Genomic DNA, 18,357 nt, shown 5'->3' on the forward strand with positions numbered 1-18,357 from the left:
GCCGCTCAGGCCGCCCGCGCCCGCGCGGTGGCCTGCGCCTTCAGCTTGGCGCCGACCTCGGCGATCGCGAGGATCGCCGGCACGTATTCCTGTCCGAGCTCGGTGAGGGCGTACTCGGTCGAAGGCGGGCTCGTCGGCACGACCTTGCGCTGGACGACGCCCTTCTCCTCCAGCGCCCGCAGGCGCGCGCTCAGCATCTTCGCCGAGATCGCCGGGATATCGCGGCGCAGTTCGCCGAAGCGGCGCGGCCCGCCGCTCAGGAACCAGATCACGTTCGGCGTCCAGGCCCCACCGAGCACCTGCATGCAGGCGCCGACATTGCAGGTCTCGGGCTGCGCCGCCGCGCGATTCTTCCTGAGTTTCAAGGCCATTGCGATCGGTTCTCCGGTTACCGGGAGGATACCGGAAAACGCGGTTACAACAAGTTACCCCGTATACAGAGGTAACTGCTTGCGCCTAGCTCTCCGTGTCGTCAACGCGGATGAGGAAACCGCCGTGAAACTCTACTACGCCCCGGGCGCCTGCTCGCTTTCGCCCCATATCGCCCTGCGCGAGGCCGGCCTGCCCGTCACCCTCGAGAAGGTCGATCTCGTCGCCGGCAAGACGGAAACCGGCGCCGACTATGCCGCCGTCAATCCGAAGGGCTATGTCCCGGCGCTGCAATTCGACGACGGCGCCGTGCTGACCGAAGGCGCCGTCATCGCCCGCTACATCGCCGATCTCGCCCCAGATGCCGACCTGGCGCCGAAGCCCGGCAGCTTCGAGCGCTTCAGGCTCGAAGAGATCATGAACTTCATCGGCAGCGAATTGCACAAGGCCTACACCCCGCTCTTCCTCCCCGACACCACCGAAGAGGGCAAGGCTGCCGCGCGGGCCCGCATCGCCAAGAGGCTCGCCCATATCGAGGGCATCCTGGCCGATGGTCGCGACCATCTCCTCGGCGAGCGCTTCAGCGTCGCCGACGGCTACCTCTTCACCATCGTCAACTGGTCGGAGAGCCGCGGCGTCCCGCTCGACGCCTTCCCGAACCTGCGCGCCTTCATGACCCGCATCGCCGCCCGCGCCAGCGTGCAGGAAGCAATGCGTGCCGAGGGGCTGCTCCAGTGAGCACCGATCCGCGCTTCGCCGAGATCGTCGCCGCGCTCGGCGACTATTTCGACGGTCTCCATCACAGCGACGCCGACAAGCTCGGCCGCCTTTTCCATCCGCAGGCGATCTACGCCTGCGGCACGGAAGGCAGCCTGACCCATCTCACCATGGACCAATATCTGCCGCTGGTGGCGAAGCGGCCCTCGCCCGCCAGCCGCGGCCAGCCTCGCCGCGACCGCATCGTCTCGATCGAATTCGCCGGGCCGGTCACGGCGCTGGCCCGCGTCGAATGCAGCATCGGTCCGAAGCGCTTTACCGACCTCCTGAGCTTCATCAGGCTCGACGGGCGCTGGCGCCTGATCGCCAAGGTCTTCCATTTCGATCTCGACGAGGCGGTCGCCTGACCAGCCGAACCCTGATCGCCGGCGGATAACGCCGCCGGCGATCAGGCGTTGAAGCGGCTCTCCGCTATCGTGACGCTTAGTCACCGGCCTGTCGCACGACCTGCCTAAGGACTCCGTTAGCCAGGTGGGGAAACCGGCACGGAGAAGCGCGCGCGTCCGCTACGGGACCTGCGTGCCTGCGCTCGCCGTGATCGCTCGACCCAGCCGCAGAGGCGTCCGCGCACCCCTTGTCGGAGTCGAGAGCATGCAAGTCGATATCTTCACGCAGGTGATCGTGCCTGTGATCGGTGGCCTGGGCATCTTCATGCTCGGCCTCGAGTTCATGAGCAACGGCATCCAGAATCTCGCCGTCAACAAGATGCGGGCGCTGCTCGCCAAGATCGCCGGCACCCCGGTCAAGGGCGTCCTGGCCGGCACCTTCATCACCGGCATCATCCAGTCTTCGACCGCGATGACCGTCATGGTCGTCGGCCTCGTCAATGCCGGCGTGATCGGCCTGCGCCCCGCGATCTCGGTGATCATGGGCGCCAATATCGGCACGACGCTCGGCAACGGCCTGATCGCGCTGCCGCTCGGCCCGCTCGGCCTGCTGCTCGCCGGCATCTTCGCGCTGGTGCACATCTTCGCCAAGACCGACAAGGTGAAGAACATCGCGCTGGCCTGCATGGGCTTCGCGCTGATCTTCTACGGCCTCAACTTGATGACCGGCGGCCTGCGTCCACTGCGGGCGATGCCGGAAGTCATGAGCGTCATCTCCTCGCTCAAGGCCGACACCTATCTCAACCTGATCTACTGCGTGCTGATCGCCGCCGGCATCACCGCGATGATCCACTCCTCCTCGGCGACGATCGGCATCGTCATGGGCCTCGGCGCCGCCGGCATCCTCGACTGGAAGACCGCCGTCGCCTTCTCGCTCGGCGCCGATCTCGGCACCACCATCACCTCGTGGATGGCCTCGCTCAACCTGTCGAAGAACGCCAAGCGCGCCGCTTACGCCCACATCTCCTTCAACATCATCGGCGTCGCCATCACGATACCGCTCTTCTTCGTCTCCATGGAGATCCTGACCTGGGCGATGCAGTGGTTCGGCGGCAATCCCGGCATCCCGGTCATCAAGGACGGCAAGGAGACCTTCCCGCTCGTTCCTGTCGCGATCGGCCTCTACTCGACCTTCTTCAACATCTTCAACACCGTCCTGCTCTTCCCCTTCGTCGGCGTGTTCGAGCGGGTCCTGTCGCGCGTCGGCGCCTCCACGGTCGACGACATCGAGGATTATTCGACGCCGCGCTTCCTCGCCAAGGCCACCGACCACGCCCATGCCGTCGCCAACATCCAGAAGGAGACCGGGCGCTATCTCCAGGCGTCGCAGCTCTTCCTCGACATCGCCCGCAACAAGCCGGATGCGCCGGAGAAGAGCGACGAGCACTACGCCGCGATCGACGTCCTCAACCGTGACATCCGCGCCTACACCTCGGGCATGTTCACGCCGGAGATGCCCTATGCCCGCGCCGACCTGGTCGCGAGCCTGATCGAAGAAGAGGACTTCACCGCCAGCCTCGGCGAGACCCTCTACCAGATCGCCCGCCGCATCGAGCGCCAGCCCTTCGGCCAGCCCGGCCGCGAGGTCGTCGACAGCATCATCGACCAAGTCGCCGATGCGATGCGCGCCATTGTGCCGGCCGGCCAGGACGCGCCGCGGGTCTCGGCCGAGGCCGAGCCGCGCATCGCCGCCCTGACAGCCGTGCGCGAGCGCTGCCTGCGCCTCGGTGCGGAGCTGCCCTGGGTCGAGCGCGGCGCGATCCTGGCCCTGCTCGGCTCGGCCGAACGCGCCTTCTTCCTGATCGAGCGCATCGATGGCGAGCGCCGCTCGGTCTCGCGCGTCGTGCCGGTCACGGACACCGGCAAGCAGACCCGCGAGGCCGGCGGTTTCGACGCCGCCGCCGTGCCGGCCTGAACGGGCTGACATCACCGGGCTGTGGACAGGCCGCCTCCGGGCGGCCTGTCTGCTTTTGTGCGCTCGCCTTTTTGTCGCGATTGCAGGTGAAACCAAGCGGCCGCAATGGCAGTGCAATACGCGAATTGGTGCCTGCTCGGCGCAAAAGCGCGGCGACGACCGGATACGAGGACAGCTACATGACGTCGAAGGCGATTTTTTTCCTGGCACCCGCTCTAGCGCTGCAGACAGCCGCCGCTCTCGCCGATGACGGCCTGACCTGGGGCGTCCGGCAGGATGCGGACGGCATCGTCGTCGCCTATGAGATGCCGCAGACCGACGACCAGCGCCTGTTCTTCTCCTGCGACTTCGCCAGCAAGAGCCTGACCGTGCGGATCCCGTTCTTCAAGGAAGGCATGAAGGACAACGCCGTCACCACCGCCAAGTTCTCGTCGAGCGGCGGGCAGGCCGACGTCAGCATGAAGCTGATCAGCGACGAGATGGGCAATCACTTCGAGGCGATGACGACTTTGTCACCGGCGCTCCAGGCGGTGCTGCGCAAGGGCAAGAGCCTGACCTTGCGCATCGAGGGCGAGACCCAGAGCTTCCCGCTCGCCGCCGGGCAGAAGGGCTTTGCCGTGCTGGCGCAGCGCTGCGGCGGGTAAGTCATTTCCAAGTAAGGCGCGGGATCCCCTCTCCTGGAAGGAGAGGGGTAGGGGTGAGGTGTTCGGACTGGAAACGTCGGCGTGAACCTGACCGCGCCGTCAGGCCTCGCGGAACTGGTCACAGGGCCTGCACCTCACCTGCCCTCTCCTTACAGGAGAGGGTTCCCCGCGCCTCCCCTTCACGGCGCCAATGGGATCATCTGACCGTGGCGGCGCGAAAGCCATGGCTCTTCGCGCCCCATGCGACCACGAACGTCGCGATCAGCAGCGCCGCCAACACCCACGGGAACGGCGCGACGCCAAACCCGCTCAGCAGCAGCCCGCCAAGGATACCGCCGCCGGCAATGGCGAGATTCCACGTCGTCACCAGCATCGATTGGGCGACGTCGGCAGCTTTGCCTGCGGCCTTGGCGGAGGCGGTCTGGAACAGCGTCCCGGCTCCACCGAAGGCCAACCCCCAGACGGCGACCGCGCCATAGACCACCGCGGGCTCAGTACCTGCAAGTCCCAGCGCCAGGGCCGAGAACCCGAACAGCGCAACGCTCGCGAGGACCAGTTCACGCAGCCAGCGATCGATCAGGGCGCCGGTGATCCAGATGCCGAGCAGCGACGCCAGGCCGAAGACCAGCAGCACGATGTCGGCCCGGTCCTTGAGGCCCGCCGGTTCGAGGAAGGGCGCGATATAGGTGTAGAGCGTGTTGTGCGCGAGCACATAGGCGAAGACCACGAACAGGACCGGCCGCACGCCCGGCAGCGTGAAGACCGCCTTCAGTCCGAATTCCTGGCCGCGCTTCTGGCCGGGAAAATCGGGCACGCTCGCCAGAACCCAGGCGACGAGCAGCACGGTCAGCCCGCTCATCACGCCGAAGGTCCAGCGCCAGCCGAGCAGCGTGCCGAGGAAGGTCCCCGTCGGAATGCCGAGCGAGAGGGCGAGCGGCGCGCCGACCATGGCGATCGCGATCGCGCGGCCCTGCAGATGATCGGGCACCATGCGCGCGGCGTAACCGGCCGCCAGCGCCCAGAGCAGCCCCGCGCTCATGCCGGCGACGAAACGAGCGACCAGAGTGACGGCATAACTCTCTGAGATCGCCGTAACCGTATTGGCGACTGCAAAGCCGGCGATGGCGAGCAGCAGCAGCGTGCGCCGCCGCCAGTTCTGCGTGGCGATCGTCAAAGGGATGGCAGCGACGAGCGAGCCGACTGCAAAGGCGGTGACGAGCTGACCGATCAGCGCCTCGGATTGTCCGAGGCCCCGTGCCATTTGCGGAAGGAGGCCCGATGGCAGGATCTCCGTCAGCAGCGTGATGAAGGCCGCCATGGCGAGTGCCAGCAAGCCTCCCAACGGCAGCCGCACCTCGCTCGTATCTGCCGATATCGTGTTCGTCGCTGAAGTCATGGCTGTAGCGCCTTCGAAGGTTGACCGGCGCTTCAGGTAGCCGGTTCCCAATGAACGAAAAACAGGACACAACTCATGACACTTTGGACATTTATGTCATGACTGGGTGATCGCAGCATGGACAGTCTCGGAGCGCTCTTCGCCTTTGTGCATGCGGCCGACGCCGATGGCTTCACCGAGGCCGGCCGCAAGCTCGGCGTCTCCGCCTCTGCCGTCAGCAAGGCCGTGGCGCGCCTGGAGGATCGGCTCGGCGCCAGGCTGTTCCATCGCTCGACCCGCAGCGTCAAGCTGACCCCGGAAGGCGCGCTATTCCTCGAACGCTGCCGGCGCATCCTCTGCGAATATGAAGCCGCCGAGCTCGAACTCTCGCGCAGCCGGGCGACGCCGCAGGGCAAGCTGCGCGTCAGCCTGCCGTCGATGAGCATGATCCCGATGGCCAAGCTCGCCGCCTTCAAGCGGCGCCATCCCGAGATCGAGCTCGATCTCGATGCGACCGACCGGCTGGTCGATGTCATCGCCGAAGGCTTCGATGTGGTGCTTCGCACCGGCGAGCACACCGATTCCCGGCTGATGACCCGCACGCTCGGCTATTTCCGCCAGGCGCTCGTGGGCTCACCGGACTATTTCCGCCAGATGGGCAAACCGGAGACGCCGGAGGACCTCGCCCGGCATACCTGTCTCGTCTACCGCTTCGCCAATACCGGCAAGCTCCACCAATGGCCTTTGTCCAGAAGCGGCGAGCCGGCGCAGCCGGAGATCCAGCCCAGCGTGGTGACGAATTCACTCGAAGCGCAGATCGGCCTCGCCGAAAGCGGGCTCGGGATCGCCTGCGTCCCCGACCTGTCCGTCGCCGAACATCTGCAGCGCGGCTCGCTCGTCCGCATTCTCGATGCTTATGTCGAGGTGCAGACCAAGCTCAGCGTGATGTGGCCGGCCAGCCGCTACGCCTCGCCGAAACTACGGGCCTTCGTCGACTTCGCGGCCGAAGAATTCCTGAAGGCTGCGAATAATTGAAAGGGCGCGGGAACCCCTCTCCTGGAAGGAGAGGGGTAGGGGTGAGGTGTTCGGACTGAAAACGTTGGCCTGAACCCATCTGCGCAGTCGGCCCTAGCACACGAGCAGGCATCTACACCTCACCCCAGCGCTGCGCACGCCGCCTCGATCCGAGCGATGACGGCATCCAGATCATTCAGCACGTCCTCATTGCGGAAGCGGATGAGCATTAAGCCATGGCGCTCGATCTCCTCGCTGCGGAGGGTGTCGTAATCGCGCTGAACATCATGCTGGCGCCCATCAAGCTCGATGATGAGCCTGCGCTCGAACCTGAGGAAATCGACGGTGTAACCGAGCAGAGGAACTTGCCGCCGGAACTTCACGCCACTGAAGCGACGACCGCGCAGGAGTGTCCAGAGATGTCTTCAGGCTTGGTTGCCTGCCGGCGAAGCTTGCGCGCGAAATGCTGGTGCTCACCGACCATCGGAGCTTCCTACGGAGAGCGCGTACACCTCACCCCTGCCCCTCTCCTTACAGGAGAGGGGTTCCCCGCGCTTCACCTAACTCCTACTCCGCCGCCTCCGCATAGGCGCTCGGCTCGTAGTTCAGGATCGGCGCCAGCCAGCGCTCGACCTCGTGGATATCCATGCCCTTGCGCACCGAATAGTCCTCGACCTGGTCGCGCTCGACCTTGGCGACGCCGAAATAGTAGGCGTCGGGATGCGAGAGATAGAGGCCGGAGACCGAGGAGCCCGGCCACATCGCATAGCTCTCGGTCAGCTTGACGCCGACGCGCGGCTCGGCCTGGAGCAGATCGAACAAGGTCGCCTTCTCGGTATGGTCGGGCTGGGCCGGATAGCCCGGCGCCGGGCGGATGCCCTGGTAGTCCTCGCGGATCAGCTCCTCGTTCGAGTAGTTCTCGTCCGGCGCATAGGCCCAGAACTCGGTGCGGACGCGCTGGTGCATGCGCTCGGCGAAGGCCTCGGCGATGCGGTCGGCTAGCGCCTTGACCATGATCGAGCGATAATCGTCATTGTCGCGGGCGAAGCGCTCGGAGATGCGCTCCTCCTCGGCGCCCGAGGTGACGACGAAGGCGCCGATATAGTCGGGCGCCCCGCCCTCCGGCGCGACGAAGTCGGAGATGCACATGTTCGGCTTGCCGTCGCGCTTCGAGAGCTGCTGGCGCAGGCCGTGGAAGGTGGCGAGCTTCTCCTGCCGGCTCTCGCCAGTATAGAGGCGGATATCGTCGCCGACCGCGTTGGCCGGCCAGAAGCCGATCACCGCCTTCGGGTTGAACCAGCGCTCCTCGACGACGCGCTTCAGCATCGCCTGTGCATCGTCCCAGAGCTGGCGCGCCGCCTCGCCCTGCTTCTCGTCCTCCAGGATCGCAGGGTACCGGCCCTTCAGCTCCCAGGTCTGGAAGAACGGCGTCCAGTCGATCAACGGCACGAGCTCCGCAAGATCGTAGGTCCTGAAGACGCGCGTGCCGAGGAAGGTCGGCTTCGGCGGCTGGTAGCCGGCCCAGTCCGGCTTGAAAGCGTTGGCGCGCGCCTTGGCCAGCGGCAGGCGCTGCTTGTCGGCCTCGGAGCGGCGATGCGCGGCGGCGACCTTCTCGTACTCGGCCTGGACGCCCTCGACGTAAGGCCCCTTCTGCTCCTGCGAGAGCAGGCTGGAGACGACGCCGACGGCCCGCGATGCATCGGTGACATAGACCGCCTGGCCCTGATTATAGGCCGGGTGGATCTTCACCGCGGTGTGGACGCGGCTCGTCGTCGCGCCGCCGATCAGCAGCGGGATGTCGAAGCCCTCGCGCTCCATCTCGGAGGCGACGGTGACCATCTCGTCGAGCGAGGGGGTGATCAGCCCGGAGAGGCCGATGATGTCGACCTTCTCCTTGCGCGCCGTCTCCAGGATCTTCTGGGTCGGCACCATCACGCCGAGGTCGATCACCTCGTAATTATTGCACTGGAGCACGACGCCGACGATGTTCTTGCCGATGTCGTGGACATCGCCCTTCACCGTCGCCATCAGCACCTTGCCGGCGGCCTGGCGCTCGACGCCGCCATTGAGGCGCTTCTCCTCTTCCATGTACGGCATCAGGTAGGCGACGGCCTGCTTCATCACGCGGGCCGACTTCACCACCTGCGGCAGGAACATCTTGCCGGCGCCGAACAGGTCGCCGACGACGTTCATCCCGGCCATCAACGGCCCTTCGATGACGTGCAGCGGCTTCTCGGCCAGAGTGCGCGCCTCTTCCGTATCGCGGTCGATGAACTCGGTGATGCCGTTGACCAGCGCGTGCTTGAGCCGCTCGTGCACATCGGCTTCGCGCCAGGCGAGGTCCTTGCCGGACGAGGCGGCCGAGCCGTCACCCTTGAAGCGCGGCGCCGCATCGAGCAGGCGCTCGGTCGCATCCTTGCGGCGGTTGAGAACGACGTCCTCGCAGAGTTCGCGCAGTTCGGGATCGAGGTCGTCGTAAGAGCCAAGCTGGCCGGCATTCACGATGCCCATGTCCATCCCGACCTTGATGCAATGGTACAGGAAGACCGAGTGCATCGCTTCGCGGACCTTCTCATTGCCGCGGAAGGAGAAGGACAGGTTCGAGACGCCGCCCGAGATATGCGCATGCGGCAGCGTCTCGCGGATCGTGCGGGTCGCGTTGATGAAGTCGTTGCCGTAGTTGTCGTGTTCCTCGATGCCGGTCGCCACCGCGAAGATGTTCGGATCGAAGATGATGTCCTCGGGCGGGAAGCCAGCGACCTCGGTCAGGAGCTTGTAGGCGCGGGTGCAGATCTCGATCTTGCGCTCATAGGTGTCGGCCTGGCCGGTCTCGTCGAAGGCCATCACGACGACCGCCGCGCCATATTGCCGGCAGATGCGGGCGTGCTCGAGAAAGGCTTCCTCGCCCTCCTTCATCGAGATCGAGTTGACGATCGGCTTGCCCTGGATCGTCTTGAGGCCGGCCTCGATCACATGGAACTTCGAGGAATCGACCATGATCGGCACGCGGGAGATGTCCGGCTCCGAGGCGATCAGGTTGCAGAACTCGGTCATCGCCTTCTCGGAATCGAGCAGGCCCTCGTCCATGTTGATGTCGATGACCTGCGCGCCGTTGGCGACCTGGTCGCGCGCCACGTCGAGCGCGGCGGCGTAGTCGCCATTGGTGACCAGCTTGCGGAACTTGGCCGAGCCGGTGACGTTGGTGCGCTCGCCGACATTGACGAACGGGATGGTCTCGTCGAGCGTGAACGGCTCGAGGCCCGCGAGACGCAGATAAGGCTTTGGCTCCGGGATGCTACGGGGCGCCTTGCCGGCGACGGCCTCTGCGATCGCGCGGATATGGCCCGGCGTGGTGCCGCAGCAGCCGCCGACGACGTTGACGAAGCCGGCATCGGCGAATTCGGCCAGCATCTTGGCGGTCGCTTCCGGCCGCTCGTCATAGAGGCCGAACTCGTTGGGCAGGCCGGCATTGGGATAGGCGCAGACCAGCGTGCCGGCGACGCGCGACATGTCCTTGATATGGGCGCGCATCTCGCGGGCGCCGAGCGCACAGTTGAGGCCGATGGTCAGCGGATCGGCATGGCGCACCGCGTTCCAGAAGGCCTCGACCGTCTGGCCCGACAGCGTGCGGCCGGAGAGGTCGGTGATCGTGCCGGAGATCATCACCGGCAGCTTCATCGCCTTCTCGCGGAAGACCTCCTGGATCGCAACGATCGCGGCCTTGGCGTTGAGTGTGTCGAAGATCGTCTCGATCAGCAGCAGTTCGGAACCGCCATCGATCAGGCCGCGCACCTGCTCGGCATAGGACTCGCGCACCTGGTCGAAGGTCACGGCGCGGAAGCCGGGATTGTTGACGTCGGGCGAGATCGAAAGCGTGCGGTTGGTCGGACCGATCGCGCCGGCGACGAAGCGGCGACGGCCGTCCTCCTTGCGGGCGATCTCCGCCGCCTCGCGCGCGATCCGGGCGCACTCGACATTGAGCTCGTAGACGATCGCCTCCATGCCGTAATCGGCCTGGGCGATCGAGGTGCCGGAGAAGGTGTTGGTCTCGACGATATCGGCGCCGGCCCGGTAATAGGCGAGATGGATGTCGCGCAACGCGTCGGGCATCGTCAGCGCGATCAGGTCGTTATTGCCCTTGAGGTCGTGGTTCCAGCCCTTGAAGCGCTCGCCGCGGAAATCCGCTTCGGTCAGCTTCAGGTTCTGGATCTGCGTCCCCATCGCGCCGTCGAGGATGAGGATGCGCTCGGAGGCGGCCTGGCGCAGGGCGCGCTCGATCTCGGCGCCGTCGACGGGGGAGGGCTGATAATCGGACATCGTGAACGCTTTCGCTCAAAAATCGTCGTTCTTCTGAGCCCTCATCCTGAGGATCAGCCTTCAGGCTGCGTCTCGAAGTATGCTCCAGCTGGTTCCGGAGCCTCCTGAAACATCCTTCGAGACGCCGCTGCGCGGCTCCTCAGGATGAGGGCTTTGAAAGGCTATTCCGCCGCCACCTGCTGCGCCTGCGCCTTCTCGGGCTTCAGGCCGACGAGATGGCAGATCGCATAGACCAGATCGGCCTTGTTCATCGTGTAGAAATGCAGGTCGGAGACGCCGCGATCGATCAGGTCGAGCACCTGTTCGGCGCAGACGGCGGCGGCGACCAGCCGGCGCGTAGCCGCATCGTCCTCCAGCCCTTCGAAGCGGTCGGCCAGCCATTGCGGCACGCTCGCCCCGGTCTTGCGGGCGAAGCCGGCGGTCTGCTTGAAGTTCTGGACGGGAACGATGCCCGGCAGAATCGGAATCTCGATGCCGCGCGAGCGGACCTTGTCGAGATAGCGGAAATAGACGTCGTTATCGAAGAAGAACTGAGTGATCGCCCGGGTCGCGCCGGCATCGACCTTCTTCTTCAGCGCATCGATGTCGGCATCGAGCGAGGCCGCTTCCGGATGCTTTTCCGGATAGGCCGAGACGGTGACCTCGAACTCGCCGATCTTGCGGATGCCTTCGACCAGATCGGAGGTCTGGTGGTAGCCTTGCGGGTGCGGCTCATAGGTCGTGCCAAGCCCGCCGGCCGGATCGCCGCGCAGCGCCACGATATGGCGCACCCCCGCAGCCCAATAGGAGCGGATGACCTCGTCGACCTCGGCGCAGGAGGCGGAGACGCAGGTCAGATGCGCCGCCGGCTTCAAGGCCGTCTCGTCGATCATGCGCTTGACGGTGTTGTGGGTGCGCTCGCGGGTCGAGCCGCCGGCGCCATAGGTCACCGAGACGAAAGCCGGCCCGAGCGGCTCCAGCCGGCGCACGCTGTCCCAGAGATTGACTTCCATCTCCTCGTTCTTCGGCGGGAAGAACTCGAAGGAGACACGCGGGCGGCGCGAGCCGTGGCGGCTGGGGCGGAACGCGTTCATCACGCAACCTCACGATCGAACTGGCGAAGCGGAAAATCACCCTGGAGGCGCCGGTCGCGCCCGCGCCAGAGCATGACGCCGAGCTGACCGCAAGCCCCATCAGGCGCAGTGACCTCCTCGGCGAGGTCGCAATCGAGACCAGCCTCGGCGAACCAGGCGACGATCTCGTCCTTCTCGAAGCCGAGCCGGCGATGGGCGTGCTCGGTGCGCAGGAACTCCATCTCATGCGGCGCGAAATCGACGAGGATCAGCCGCCCGCCAGGCGACAGCAGCGCCGCCGCCTCGCGCAAGGCGCGGCCGGGGTCGTCGAGGAAGTGCAGCACCTGGTGCACGATCACCAGGTCGAACGAGCCACGCGCGAAGGGCAGCGCATAGATATCGCCCTGCCGCAGTTCGACCCGCGACAGCCCGGCCTTTTCGAGATTGGCGCGGGCCACCGCCAGCATGGCGTGGCTGGCATCGACGCCGACCGCGCGGGCAGCTTTGGGTGCAAGGCGCTCGAGCATGCGCCCGGTGCCGGTGCCGAGATCGAGCAGCGCCTGCATCGGCGTTTCGCCGACGGCGGCCTCGACCGCAGCCTCGACGGCAGCGTCGGGAACATGCAGCGAGCGCAGCTGGTCCCATTCCCTGGCGACATTGGCGAAATAGGACTGCGCCGCTGCGGCCCGCGTCGCTCGCACCGTAGCGAGGCGCTCGCGGTCAGCCGCGAGAACCGGATCGGCGGGATCGAGATCACGGGCGAGAGCCAATGCCAGCGCACCGCCCGGCGTCGCATCGTCGAGCCGGAAGAAGGCGAAGGCGCCCTCGCGCGAGCGTCGCAGCAGGCCGGCCTCCGCCATCAGCTTGAGATGCCGCGAGATGCGCGGCTGCGACTGGCCGAGAATATCGGTGAGATCGGAAACCGAGAGTTCGCCCTCCGCCAGCAGCGCCAGGATCCGCAGGCGTGTTTCCTCGCCCGCCGCACGCAGGCAGCCCAGCAAGGTCGGCAGCGAATGGTGGAAGCGGCTGGTCACCGGCGGGTGTCTCGAAATTCTGTGAAAGATATAAAGATATCTTTATGTCAGAAGCAAGGAGGATGCAAGCCGCTTGTCCGATATTTCAGTCGACATCGACGGATCAAACAAACGCAGGAGCCTCCCTGACACAGGAGAGAGGCCCCCGCGCTCGCCCTACACGGTCTTGCCTAAGGCAGCCGCCCGCATCGCCTCGCGCAGCACGCTGAAGATCCTGGGATCGGCGGCCTGCGCCACGTTGAAGCGCATGAAGTGCCGGGCCGTCCGCGACAGGCTGAAGGCGTTGCCAGGCGCGAGCACGACCCCCTCGCCCAGCGCATGCCGCGCGATCTCCCCGGCATCGAGTTCATCAGGCAGCCGACACCACAGGAACATCCCGCCGCGCGGCGTCAGCCAGGGCTCGATGCCGAGCGCCGCGAGCCGGCCGCGCGTCTCCGCCATCGTCCGCGCCAGGCGCTGGCGCAGCGCCTCGACATGCCGGCGATAGCTGCCGTCCTTCAACAGATCGAGCACCAGTTCGGCCGCGAGCCGCCCGCCGCCGAAGGAGAGCGCGACCTTGAGATCGGTGAGGCCCTCGATCCAGTCGCGCCTTACCGCGATGTAGCCGCAGCGCACCGAGGCCGAGAGCGTCTTCGAGAAGCTGCCGATCTGGATCACCCGCTCCAGCCCGTCGAGCCCGGCGAGCCGCGGCGCGAACTCCGGCTCGAGATCACCGAAGATGTCGTCCTCGACGATGGTCAGCCCGGCTTGCTCCGCAAGCTTGAGGAGGCGGTGTGCGGTTGCAGCCGAGAGCGTCGCGCCGGTTGGGTTGTGCAGGGCGGAATTGGTGACATAGAGCCGCGGCCGGTGTTCGGTCAGCGCCTGTGCGAACAGGGCAAGATCAGGCCCCGACGGCGTATAGGGCACGCTGACGATCTTGGCCCTGTGTGCCCGCAGCAGCGCATTGAAATTGAAGTAGCAGGGATCGTCGACCAGCACGGTGTCACCCGGCTCAAGCAGGAAGCGACAGACGAGGTCGATCGCCTGCGTGCCCGACTCGGTCAGGACGATCTGCTCCGGCGGCGCCTCGACGCCGCGTTCGGCGAGGCGATGGGCGAGGAGATGGCGCAGCGCCGGCAGGCCGAGCGGCGTGCCGTACTCTGCCAGCGTCGCGGCATCGGCCCGGCCGAGCTTGCGCAACGCCTTGCGGATTGAGGCCTCCGGCATCCAGTCCGGCGGCAGCCAGCCGCAGCCCGGTCGCAAGGCGCCCTCACCCGCATCGAGCGACTGCCGGGAGATCCAGAGCGGATCGACCGCCCGGTCGAGTTTTGGCGCGACATCGGCGAGCGAGAGCGGCGGCAGGCGCCGGACATAGAAGCCAGAGCCACGCCGCGCCTGGATCGCGCCTTCCGCCGCCAGCCGCTCATAGGCCTCGACCACCGTCGACTTCGACACGCCCATGTTCTCGGCGAGGCCACGGATCGAGGGCAGCTTGGCGCCTGGCGCCAGCGTCCGTCCGGCGATCCGCTGCCGGATCGTCGCCACCACGCGCCCGACCAGCGTGTCGGCAGCAGTCGCAACTTCGCCCGAGTCCTTAACCTGTACTGCTTCCAGCATCGGGACAGTTTGCCCGAACTGTACCTGACTGTCTCTGGAAATCCGCTGAACCTCCCCGCAAGCAGAACGGCGAAAGAGTCCGCCTGCTTTCCACAGCCGTCATCCTGAGGAGCGATCGCAGATCGCGTCTCGAAGGATGCTCCAGCTCCCTCCGGAGCCTCTGGATCATCCTTCGGGACGGTCGCCATGCGGCCTCCTCAGGATGAGGGCTGAAAGCGTCGGCAGACTCACTGGAGGCACCATGGACAGAACTGCGAACGGTCTGCTCAACGGCTTTATCGGCGTCGTCATCTTCAGCGGCTCGCTGCCGGCGACCCGCGTCGCCGTCGCCGATTTCGATCCTGTGTTCCTGACCGTCGCACGCGCCGCCATCGCCGGCCTGCTCGGGCTCGCCCTCTTGCTCGCACTACGCGAGAAGCGCCCCGCGGCCGCCGACCTCGTGCCACTCGCCGTGGTCGCCCTCTGCGTCGTCGTCGGCTTCCCGCTCCTGACTGCCCTGGCGCTGAAGCACGTCACCTCCGCCCATTCGATCGTCTTCGTTGGCCTGCTGCCGCTGGCGACTGCGATCTTCGGCGTGCTGCGCGGCGGCGAGCGGCCCCGGCCGGCCTTCTGGCTCTTCGCCGGGCTCGGCAGTCTCTGCGTCGTCGGCTTCGCCTGGACGCAAGGCTTCGCCACCTCTCCGGTCGGCGATCTCCTGATGCTCGCCGCAATCGTCGCCTGCGGGCTCGGCTATGCCGAGGGCGCGCGGCTCTCGCGTCATCTCGGCGGCTGGCAGGTGATCTCCTGGGCGCTGGTGCTGTCGCTGCCGATCATGGCCGGTCTCACGCTGGCGACGCTGCCGGCCTCGTTCGGGCAGGTCGGCGGCGGCGCCTGGCTCGGCCTCGCCTATGTCTCGCTGTTCAGCATGCTGATCGGCTTCGTCTTCTGGTATCGCGGCCTCGTCCAGGGCGGCATCGCGGCGGTCGGGCAACTGCAATTGCTGCAGCCCTTCTTCGGCCTGGCGCTGGCCGGCCTGCTGCTCGGCGAGACCGTCGGCTGGCAGATGATCGCGACCTCGGCGGCGGTCGTGCTTTGCGTTGCCGGCGCGCGGCGCTACGCGCGATAGGTCCGACTGCCGGATAGATAGGAATCGAGGGAGGCGACCAGTCTTGTCGCGAACGGGCGCCCTCCGTGCCGGTCGGGCCGGTTGTCAATGTGGCGACGAACCTGCTGTCACCGGGCGCAGCATTCACAGCCGCAGGCCCGCAGCCTTCGTCACCTCTATCACGCCCGCTGCCGTCTTCAGAGCAGCTTGAGGTCACCCGCCGCGGTCTTGCCGCGTTCGGTCTTCAATTCGAAGGAGAGCTTCTGCCCTTCAGTCAGGGACATCATCCCCGCTTCCTTGACGGCAGTGATGTGCACGAACACATCCTTGCCGCCATCGGCAGGCTGAATGAAGCCGTAGCCCTTCTCGGTATTGAACCATTTGACGGTTCCGGTCGCCATCGCCGCATCCCTTGGAGCATCCGTGGTCGGACGAAGCCCCTCGGCAACGCTGTCGAAAAGGCCCCGCGAAGCTGAGGATTGACCGAAAACGCAAGCTTGTCGAGATGAAAGCGACAGCAGTTGCCGTAACGTCCGCTCAGCGCCTCACCAATTCGAATTGCGTCCCTACTGTAGCGAGTGAAGAACCTCCAAGGTAAACTTCGACGATACCCGGATCGAGCTGATAGCGGCCGGCATCGTCATGGCCGCCAAGCGCCTTGCCCTCCAGCTTGAACCGCACCGTCCGCGTCTCGCCGGCCTTGAGCGAGACCTTCTCGAAGCCCTTGAGCAGGCGCAGCGGCCGCGAGCGCTCCGCCACCGGCTGGCGGATATAAAGCTGTACCACCTCCTGGCCGTCGCGGTCCCCCTGATTGGTCACGTCGACGGCGATCTCGGCCGCGCCATCGAACGGCACCCGGGCGTTCGTCACACGCGGATTGGCATAGGCGAAGCGGCTATAGGACAGACCGAAACCGAACGGGTAGAGCGCCTCGTTGGCCTCGTCCATATAGATGGACTCATAGCGCTGGCGGATCTTCTGCGGCCGGCCGGTCGGCAGCTGGTCGTAATAGACCGGGATCTGCCCGACCGAGCGCGGGAAACTCATCGGCGTGCGCCCGGCCGGGTTGACCTTGCCGGCCAGCACCTCGGCGATCGCGGCGCGCCCCTCGGTGCCGCCATGGAAGGTCTGCACGATCGCGGCGACGTTCTTGTCGGCCCAGGTAAGGACCAGCGGCCGGCCTGTCGCCAGCACCAGCACCACCGGCTTGCCGGTCGCGACCAGCGCCTCCAGCAGCTCCTGCTGCACGCCTGGCAGGCTAAGATTGGTGCGCGAAGCGCCCTCGCCCATGAACTCGCAATCCTCGCCGAGCATGGTGACGACGAGATCGGCGGCGGCCGCCGCCTTCAGCGCGGCATCCTTGTCCTTGAACTCGGTGCCGCAATTCTTGGCGAAGGCCGGCTCGTAGGTGACGGTCACATCGGAAGGTAGCTGCTCGCGTAGCGCTTCCGGCAAAGGCTGCACCACACGGCGACCGAGGCCGGCCGGATCGGTCCAGACCCGCTCGTCCTCCGGCACGGCCATGGCGCCGATCACCGCGACCGACTTCACGCCCGGCGCGATCGGCAGCGTCTGCTTCTCGTTCCTGAGCAGGATCACGCCTTCGCGCGCCGCCTGGCGCGCAACCTTGCGGGCTTCTTCCGTCTGCATCAGCGACGGCGCCGCCCCCACATCGACGTCCTGTCGCTCGAACAGGCCGAGATGGTACTTCACCCTGAGCACGCGCCGGACGGCTTCGTCGAGCGCCTTCAGCGGCACGCGGCCAGCCTTCACCTCATTGGCGAGGTGCTTGTGGTAGACATCGCCCATCATGTCCATGTCGATGCCGGCGAGCAGCGCCTTGCGCGCCGCTTCCGCGTCGTCCTTGGCGATGCCGTGCAGGCGCAGCTCGGTGATCGAGCCGAAATCCGAGGTGACGAAGCCGCGAAAACCCCATTGCCCGCGCAGCAGGTCGGTCAGCATGCCGCGATGGGCGGTGGCCGGCATGCCGTTGAGGGCATTGAACGCCGCCATCGCCGTCATCGCGCCGGTGTCGAAGGCCGCCTTGAACGGCGGCAGGAAGAGATCGTGCAGCTGGCTGGTCGGGATCCAGGTCGAGTTGTAGTCGCGCCCGCCCTCGGCCGCGCCGTAGCCGACGAAGTGCTTGACGCTCGCCGCCACGCCGCCGCGCTGATAGCCGCGGGTGCGCGCCACCGCGATCACGCTGGCAAGATAGGCGTCCTCGCCGGCACCCTCCAGCACCCGGCCCCAGCGCGGATCGCGCGAGATGTCGACCATCGGCGCGAAGGTCCAGTTGACCCCGGCGGCGCGGGCCTCGCGCCCGGTCCAGTAGGCCGCCTGCTCGATCAGTTGCGGATTCCAGCTCGACGCCTGGCCGAGCGGCAGCGGGAAATAGGTCGAGAAGCCATGGACGGCGTCGAGCCCGATGATCAGCGGGATCTTGAGGCGCGACTGCCTGACGGCCTCCTGAACCTGCCGAACCTCCTGCGGCACGACGAAGTTCATCACCGCGCCCATGCGGCCGGCCTTGACCTGATTGATGTCGAAGCCCTCACCGCGCCCGGAGAGGTGGAGCTGGCCGACCTTCTCCTCCAGCGTCATCCTGCCGATCAGGGCCGTGATCTTGCGCTCGATCTCGGCCGCCTCGCGCCCTCTCTTCCAGCCGACCTCCTGCTGCTGAGCAGAGGCAAGGGTCGCAAGGCCGCAGAACAGGAATGCAGCGACGAGCCGCAGAAGCATGAGCACTATCTCGCTGAGCACATGGAAGGGATGAGCGGCCCCTACAGGATCGGGG

General features: G+C 66.5%; 14 protein-coding genes and 1 pseudogene. 6 read left to right on the plus strand and 9 right to left on the minus strand.

Annotated elements, in window-relative coordinates; translation table 11 throughout:
• Nucleotides 1–5 precede the first annotated feature (5 nt).
• Nucleotides 6–371 carry a winged helix-turn-helix transcriptional regulator gene (locus tag ACQKLX_RS22030; protein WP_427363697.1) on the minus strand — a complete coding sequence of 122 codons (366 nt, stop codon included), beginning with the start codon at nucleotides 369–371 and terminating at the stop codon, nucleotides 6–8.
• 124 nt (nucleotides 372–495) lie between these two features.
• On the opposite strand from ACQKLX_RS22030, the gene gstA reads away from it, so the two are divergent.
• The 4 genes from gstA (at nucleotide 496) to ACQKLX_RS22050 (ending at nucleotide 4,091) form a co-directional block, all read left to right on the plus strand.
• Nucleotides 496–1,107, plus strand: coding sequence for a glutathione transferase GstA (gene gstA / locus ACQKLX_RS22035; protein WP_427363698.1), 612 nt, complete (start codon nucleotides 496–498; stop codon nucleotides 1,105–1,107).
• Nucleotides 1,104–1,493, plus strand: a complete 390-nt coding sequence (locus ACQKLX_RS22040) for a nuclear transport factor 2 family protein (RefSeq protein WP_427363699.1) — start codon at nucleotides 1,104–1,106, stop codon at nucleotides 1,491–1,493. Before gstA ends, ACQKLX_RS22040 begins: the two co-directional genes overlap by 4 nt.
• 244 nt (nucleotides 1,494–1,737) lie before the next feature.
• Nucleotides 1,738–3,447, plus strand: coding sequence for a Na/Pi cotransporter family protein (locus ACQKLX_RS22045; protein WP_427363700.1), 1,710 nt, complete (start codon nucleotides 1,738–1,740; stop codon nucleotides 3,445–3,447).
• A 179-nt stretch (nucleotides 3,448–3,626) separates the two neighbouring features.
• Nucleotides 3,627–4,091, plus strand: coding sequence for a hypothetical protein (locus ACQKLX_RS22050; RefSeq protein ID WP_427363701.1), 465 nt, complete (start codon nucleotides 3,627–3,629; stop codon nucleotides 4,089–4,091).
• Nucleotides 4,092–4,287: 196 nt separating this feature from the next.
• On the opposite strand, the gene ACQKLX_RS22055 is transcribed toward ACQKLX_RS22050, so the two are convergent.
• Nucleotides 4,288–5,487, minus strand: a complete 1,200-nt coding sequence (locus ACQKLX_RS22055; protein ID WP_427363702.1) for an MFS transporter — start codon at nucleotides 5,485–5,487, stop codon at nucleotides 4,288–4,290.
• 117 nt (nucleotides 5,488–5,604) lie between these two features.
• Between ACQKLX_RS22055 and ACQKLX_RS22060 the strand changes: the two genes are divergently transcribed.
• Nucleotides 5,605–6,501: a LysR family transcriptional regulator gene (locus tag ACQKLX_RS22060; RefSeq protein WP_427363703.1), complete on the plus strand. Its 897-nt coding sequence runs from the start codon at nucleotides 5,605–5,607 to the stop codon at nucleotides 6,499–6,501.
• A 119-nt stretch (nucleotides 6,502–6,620) separates the two neighbouring features.
• Here the strand turns inward: ACQKLX_RS22060 and ACQKLX_RS22065 are convergent.
• From ACQKLX_RS22065 to ACQKLX_RS22085, 5 genes and pseudogenes are all read right to left on the minus strand, one after another.
• Nucleotides 6,621–6,893: pseudogene (locus tag ACQKLX_RS22065) on the minus strand (endonuclease domain-containing protein); the annotation flags it as partial.
• Between the two features lie 154 nt (nucleotides 6,894–7,047).
• Complete coding sequence (gene metH, locus ACQKLX_RS22070) at nucleotides 7,048–10,797, minus strand: methionine synthase (RefSeq protein WP_427363704.1); 3,750 nt, start codon at nucleotides 10,795–10,797, stop codon at nucleotides 7,048–7,050.
• A 161-nt stretch (nucleotides 10,798–10,958) separates the two neighbouring features.
• Entirely contained in the window at nucleotides 10,959–11,870 is a 912-nt protein-coding gene (metF, locus tag ACQKLX_RS22075) for a methylenetetrahydrofolate reductase [NAD(P)H] (RefSeq protein WP_427363705.1), read from the minus strand.
• The gene (locus ACQKLX_RS22080) at nucleotides 11,870–12,883 is read right to left on the minus strand and encodes an ArsR/SmtB family transcription factor (RefSeq protein WP_427363706.1); all 1,014 of its coding nucleotides are present in this window, start codon (nucleotides 12,881–12,883) and stop codon (nucleotides 11,870–11,872) included. Before ACQKLX_RS22080 ends, metF begins: the two co-directional genes overlap by 1 nt.
• A 156-nt stretch (nucleotides 12,884–13,039) precedes the next feature.
• Nucleotides 13,040–14,479: an aminotransferase-like domain-containing protein gene (locus ACQKLX_RS22085; RefSeq protein ID WP_427363707.1), complete on the minus strand. Its 1,440-nt coding sequence runs from the start codon at nucleotides 14,477–14,479 to the stop codon at nucleotides 13,040–13,042.
• 241 nt (nucleotides 14,480–14,720) lie between these two features.
• On the opposite strand from ACQKLX_RS22085, the gene ACQKLX_RS22090 reads away from it, so the two are divergent.
• The gene (locus tag ACQKLX_RS22090; RefSeq protein ID WP_427363708.1) at nucleotides 14,721–15,584 is read left to right on the plus strand and encodes a DMT family transporter; all 864 of its coding nucleotides are present in this window, start codon (nucleotides 14,721–14,723) and stop codon (nucleotides 15,582–15,584) included.
• A 176-nt stretch (nucleotides 15,585–15,760) separates the two neighbouring features.
• Here ACQKLX_RS22090 and ACQKLX_RS22095 read toward each other — a convergent pair whose 3' ends face one another.
• Together ACQKLX_RS22095 and ACQKLX_RS22100 are read right to left on the minus strand one after the other, a co-directional pair.
• Entirely contained in the window at nucleotides 15,761–15,964 is a 204-nt protein-coding gene (locus ACQKLX_RS22095; RefSeq protein WP_427363709.1) for a cold-shock protein, read from the minus strand.
• A gap of 136 nt (nucleotides 15,965–16,100) precedes the next feature.
• Nucleotides 16,101–18,302: a glycoside hydrolase family 3 N-terminal domain-containing protein gene (locus ACQKLX_RS22100; protein WP_427363710.1), complete on the minus strand. Its 2,202-nt coding sequence runs from the start codon at nucleotides 18,300–18,302 to the stop codon at nucleotides 16,101–16,103.
• Between the last annotated feature and the right edge of the window lie 55 nt (nucleotides 18,303–18,357).

Origin of the sequence: Allobosea sp. NPDC003192 (genome assembly GCF_050275675.1) — a bacterium.
Classification (GTDB): domain Bacteria; phylum Pseudomonadota; class Alphaproteobacteria; order Rhizobiales; family Beijerinckiaceae; genus Allobosea.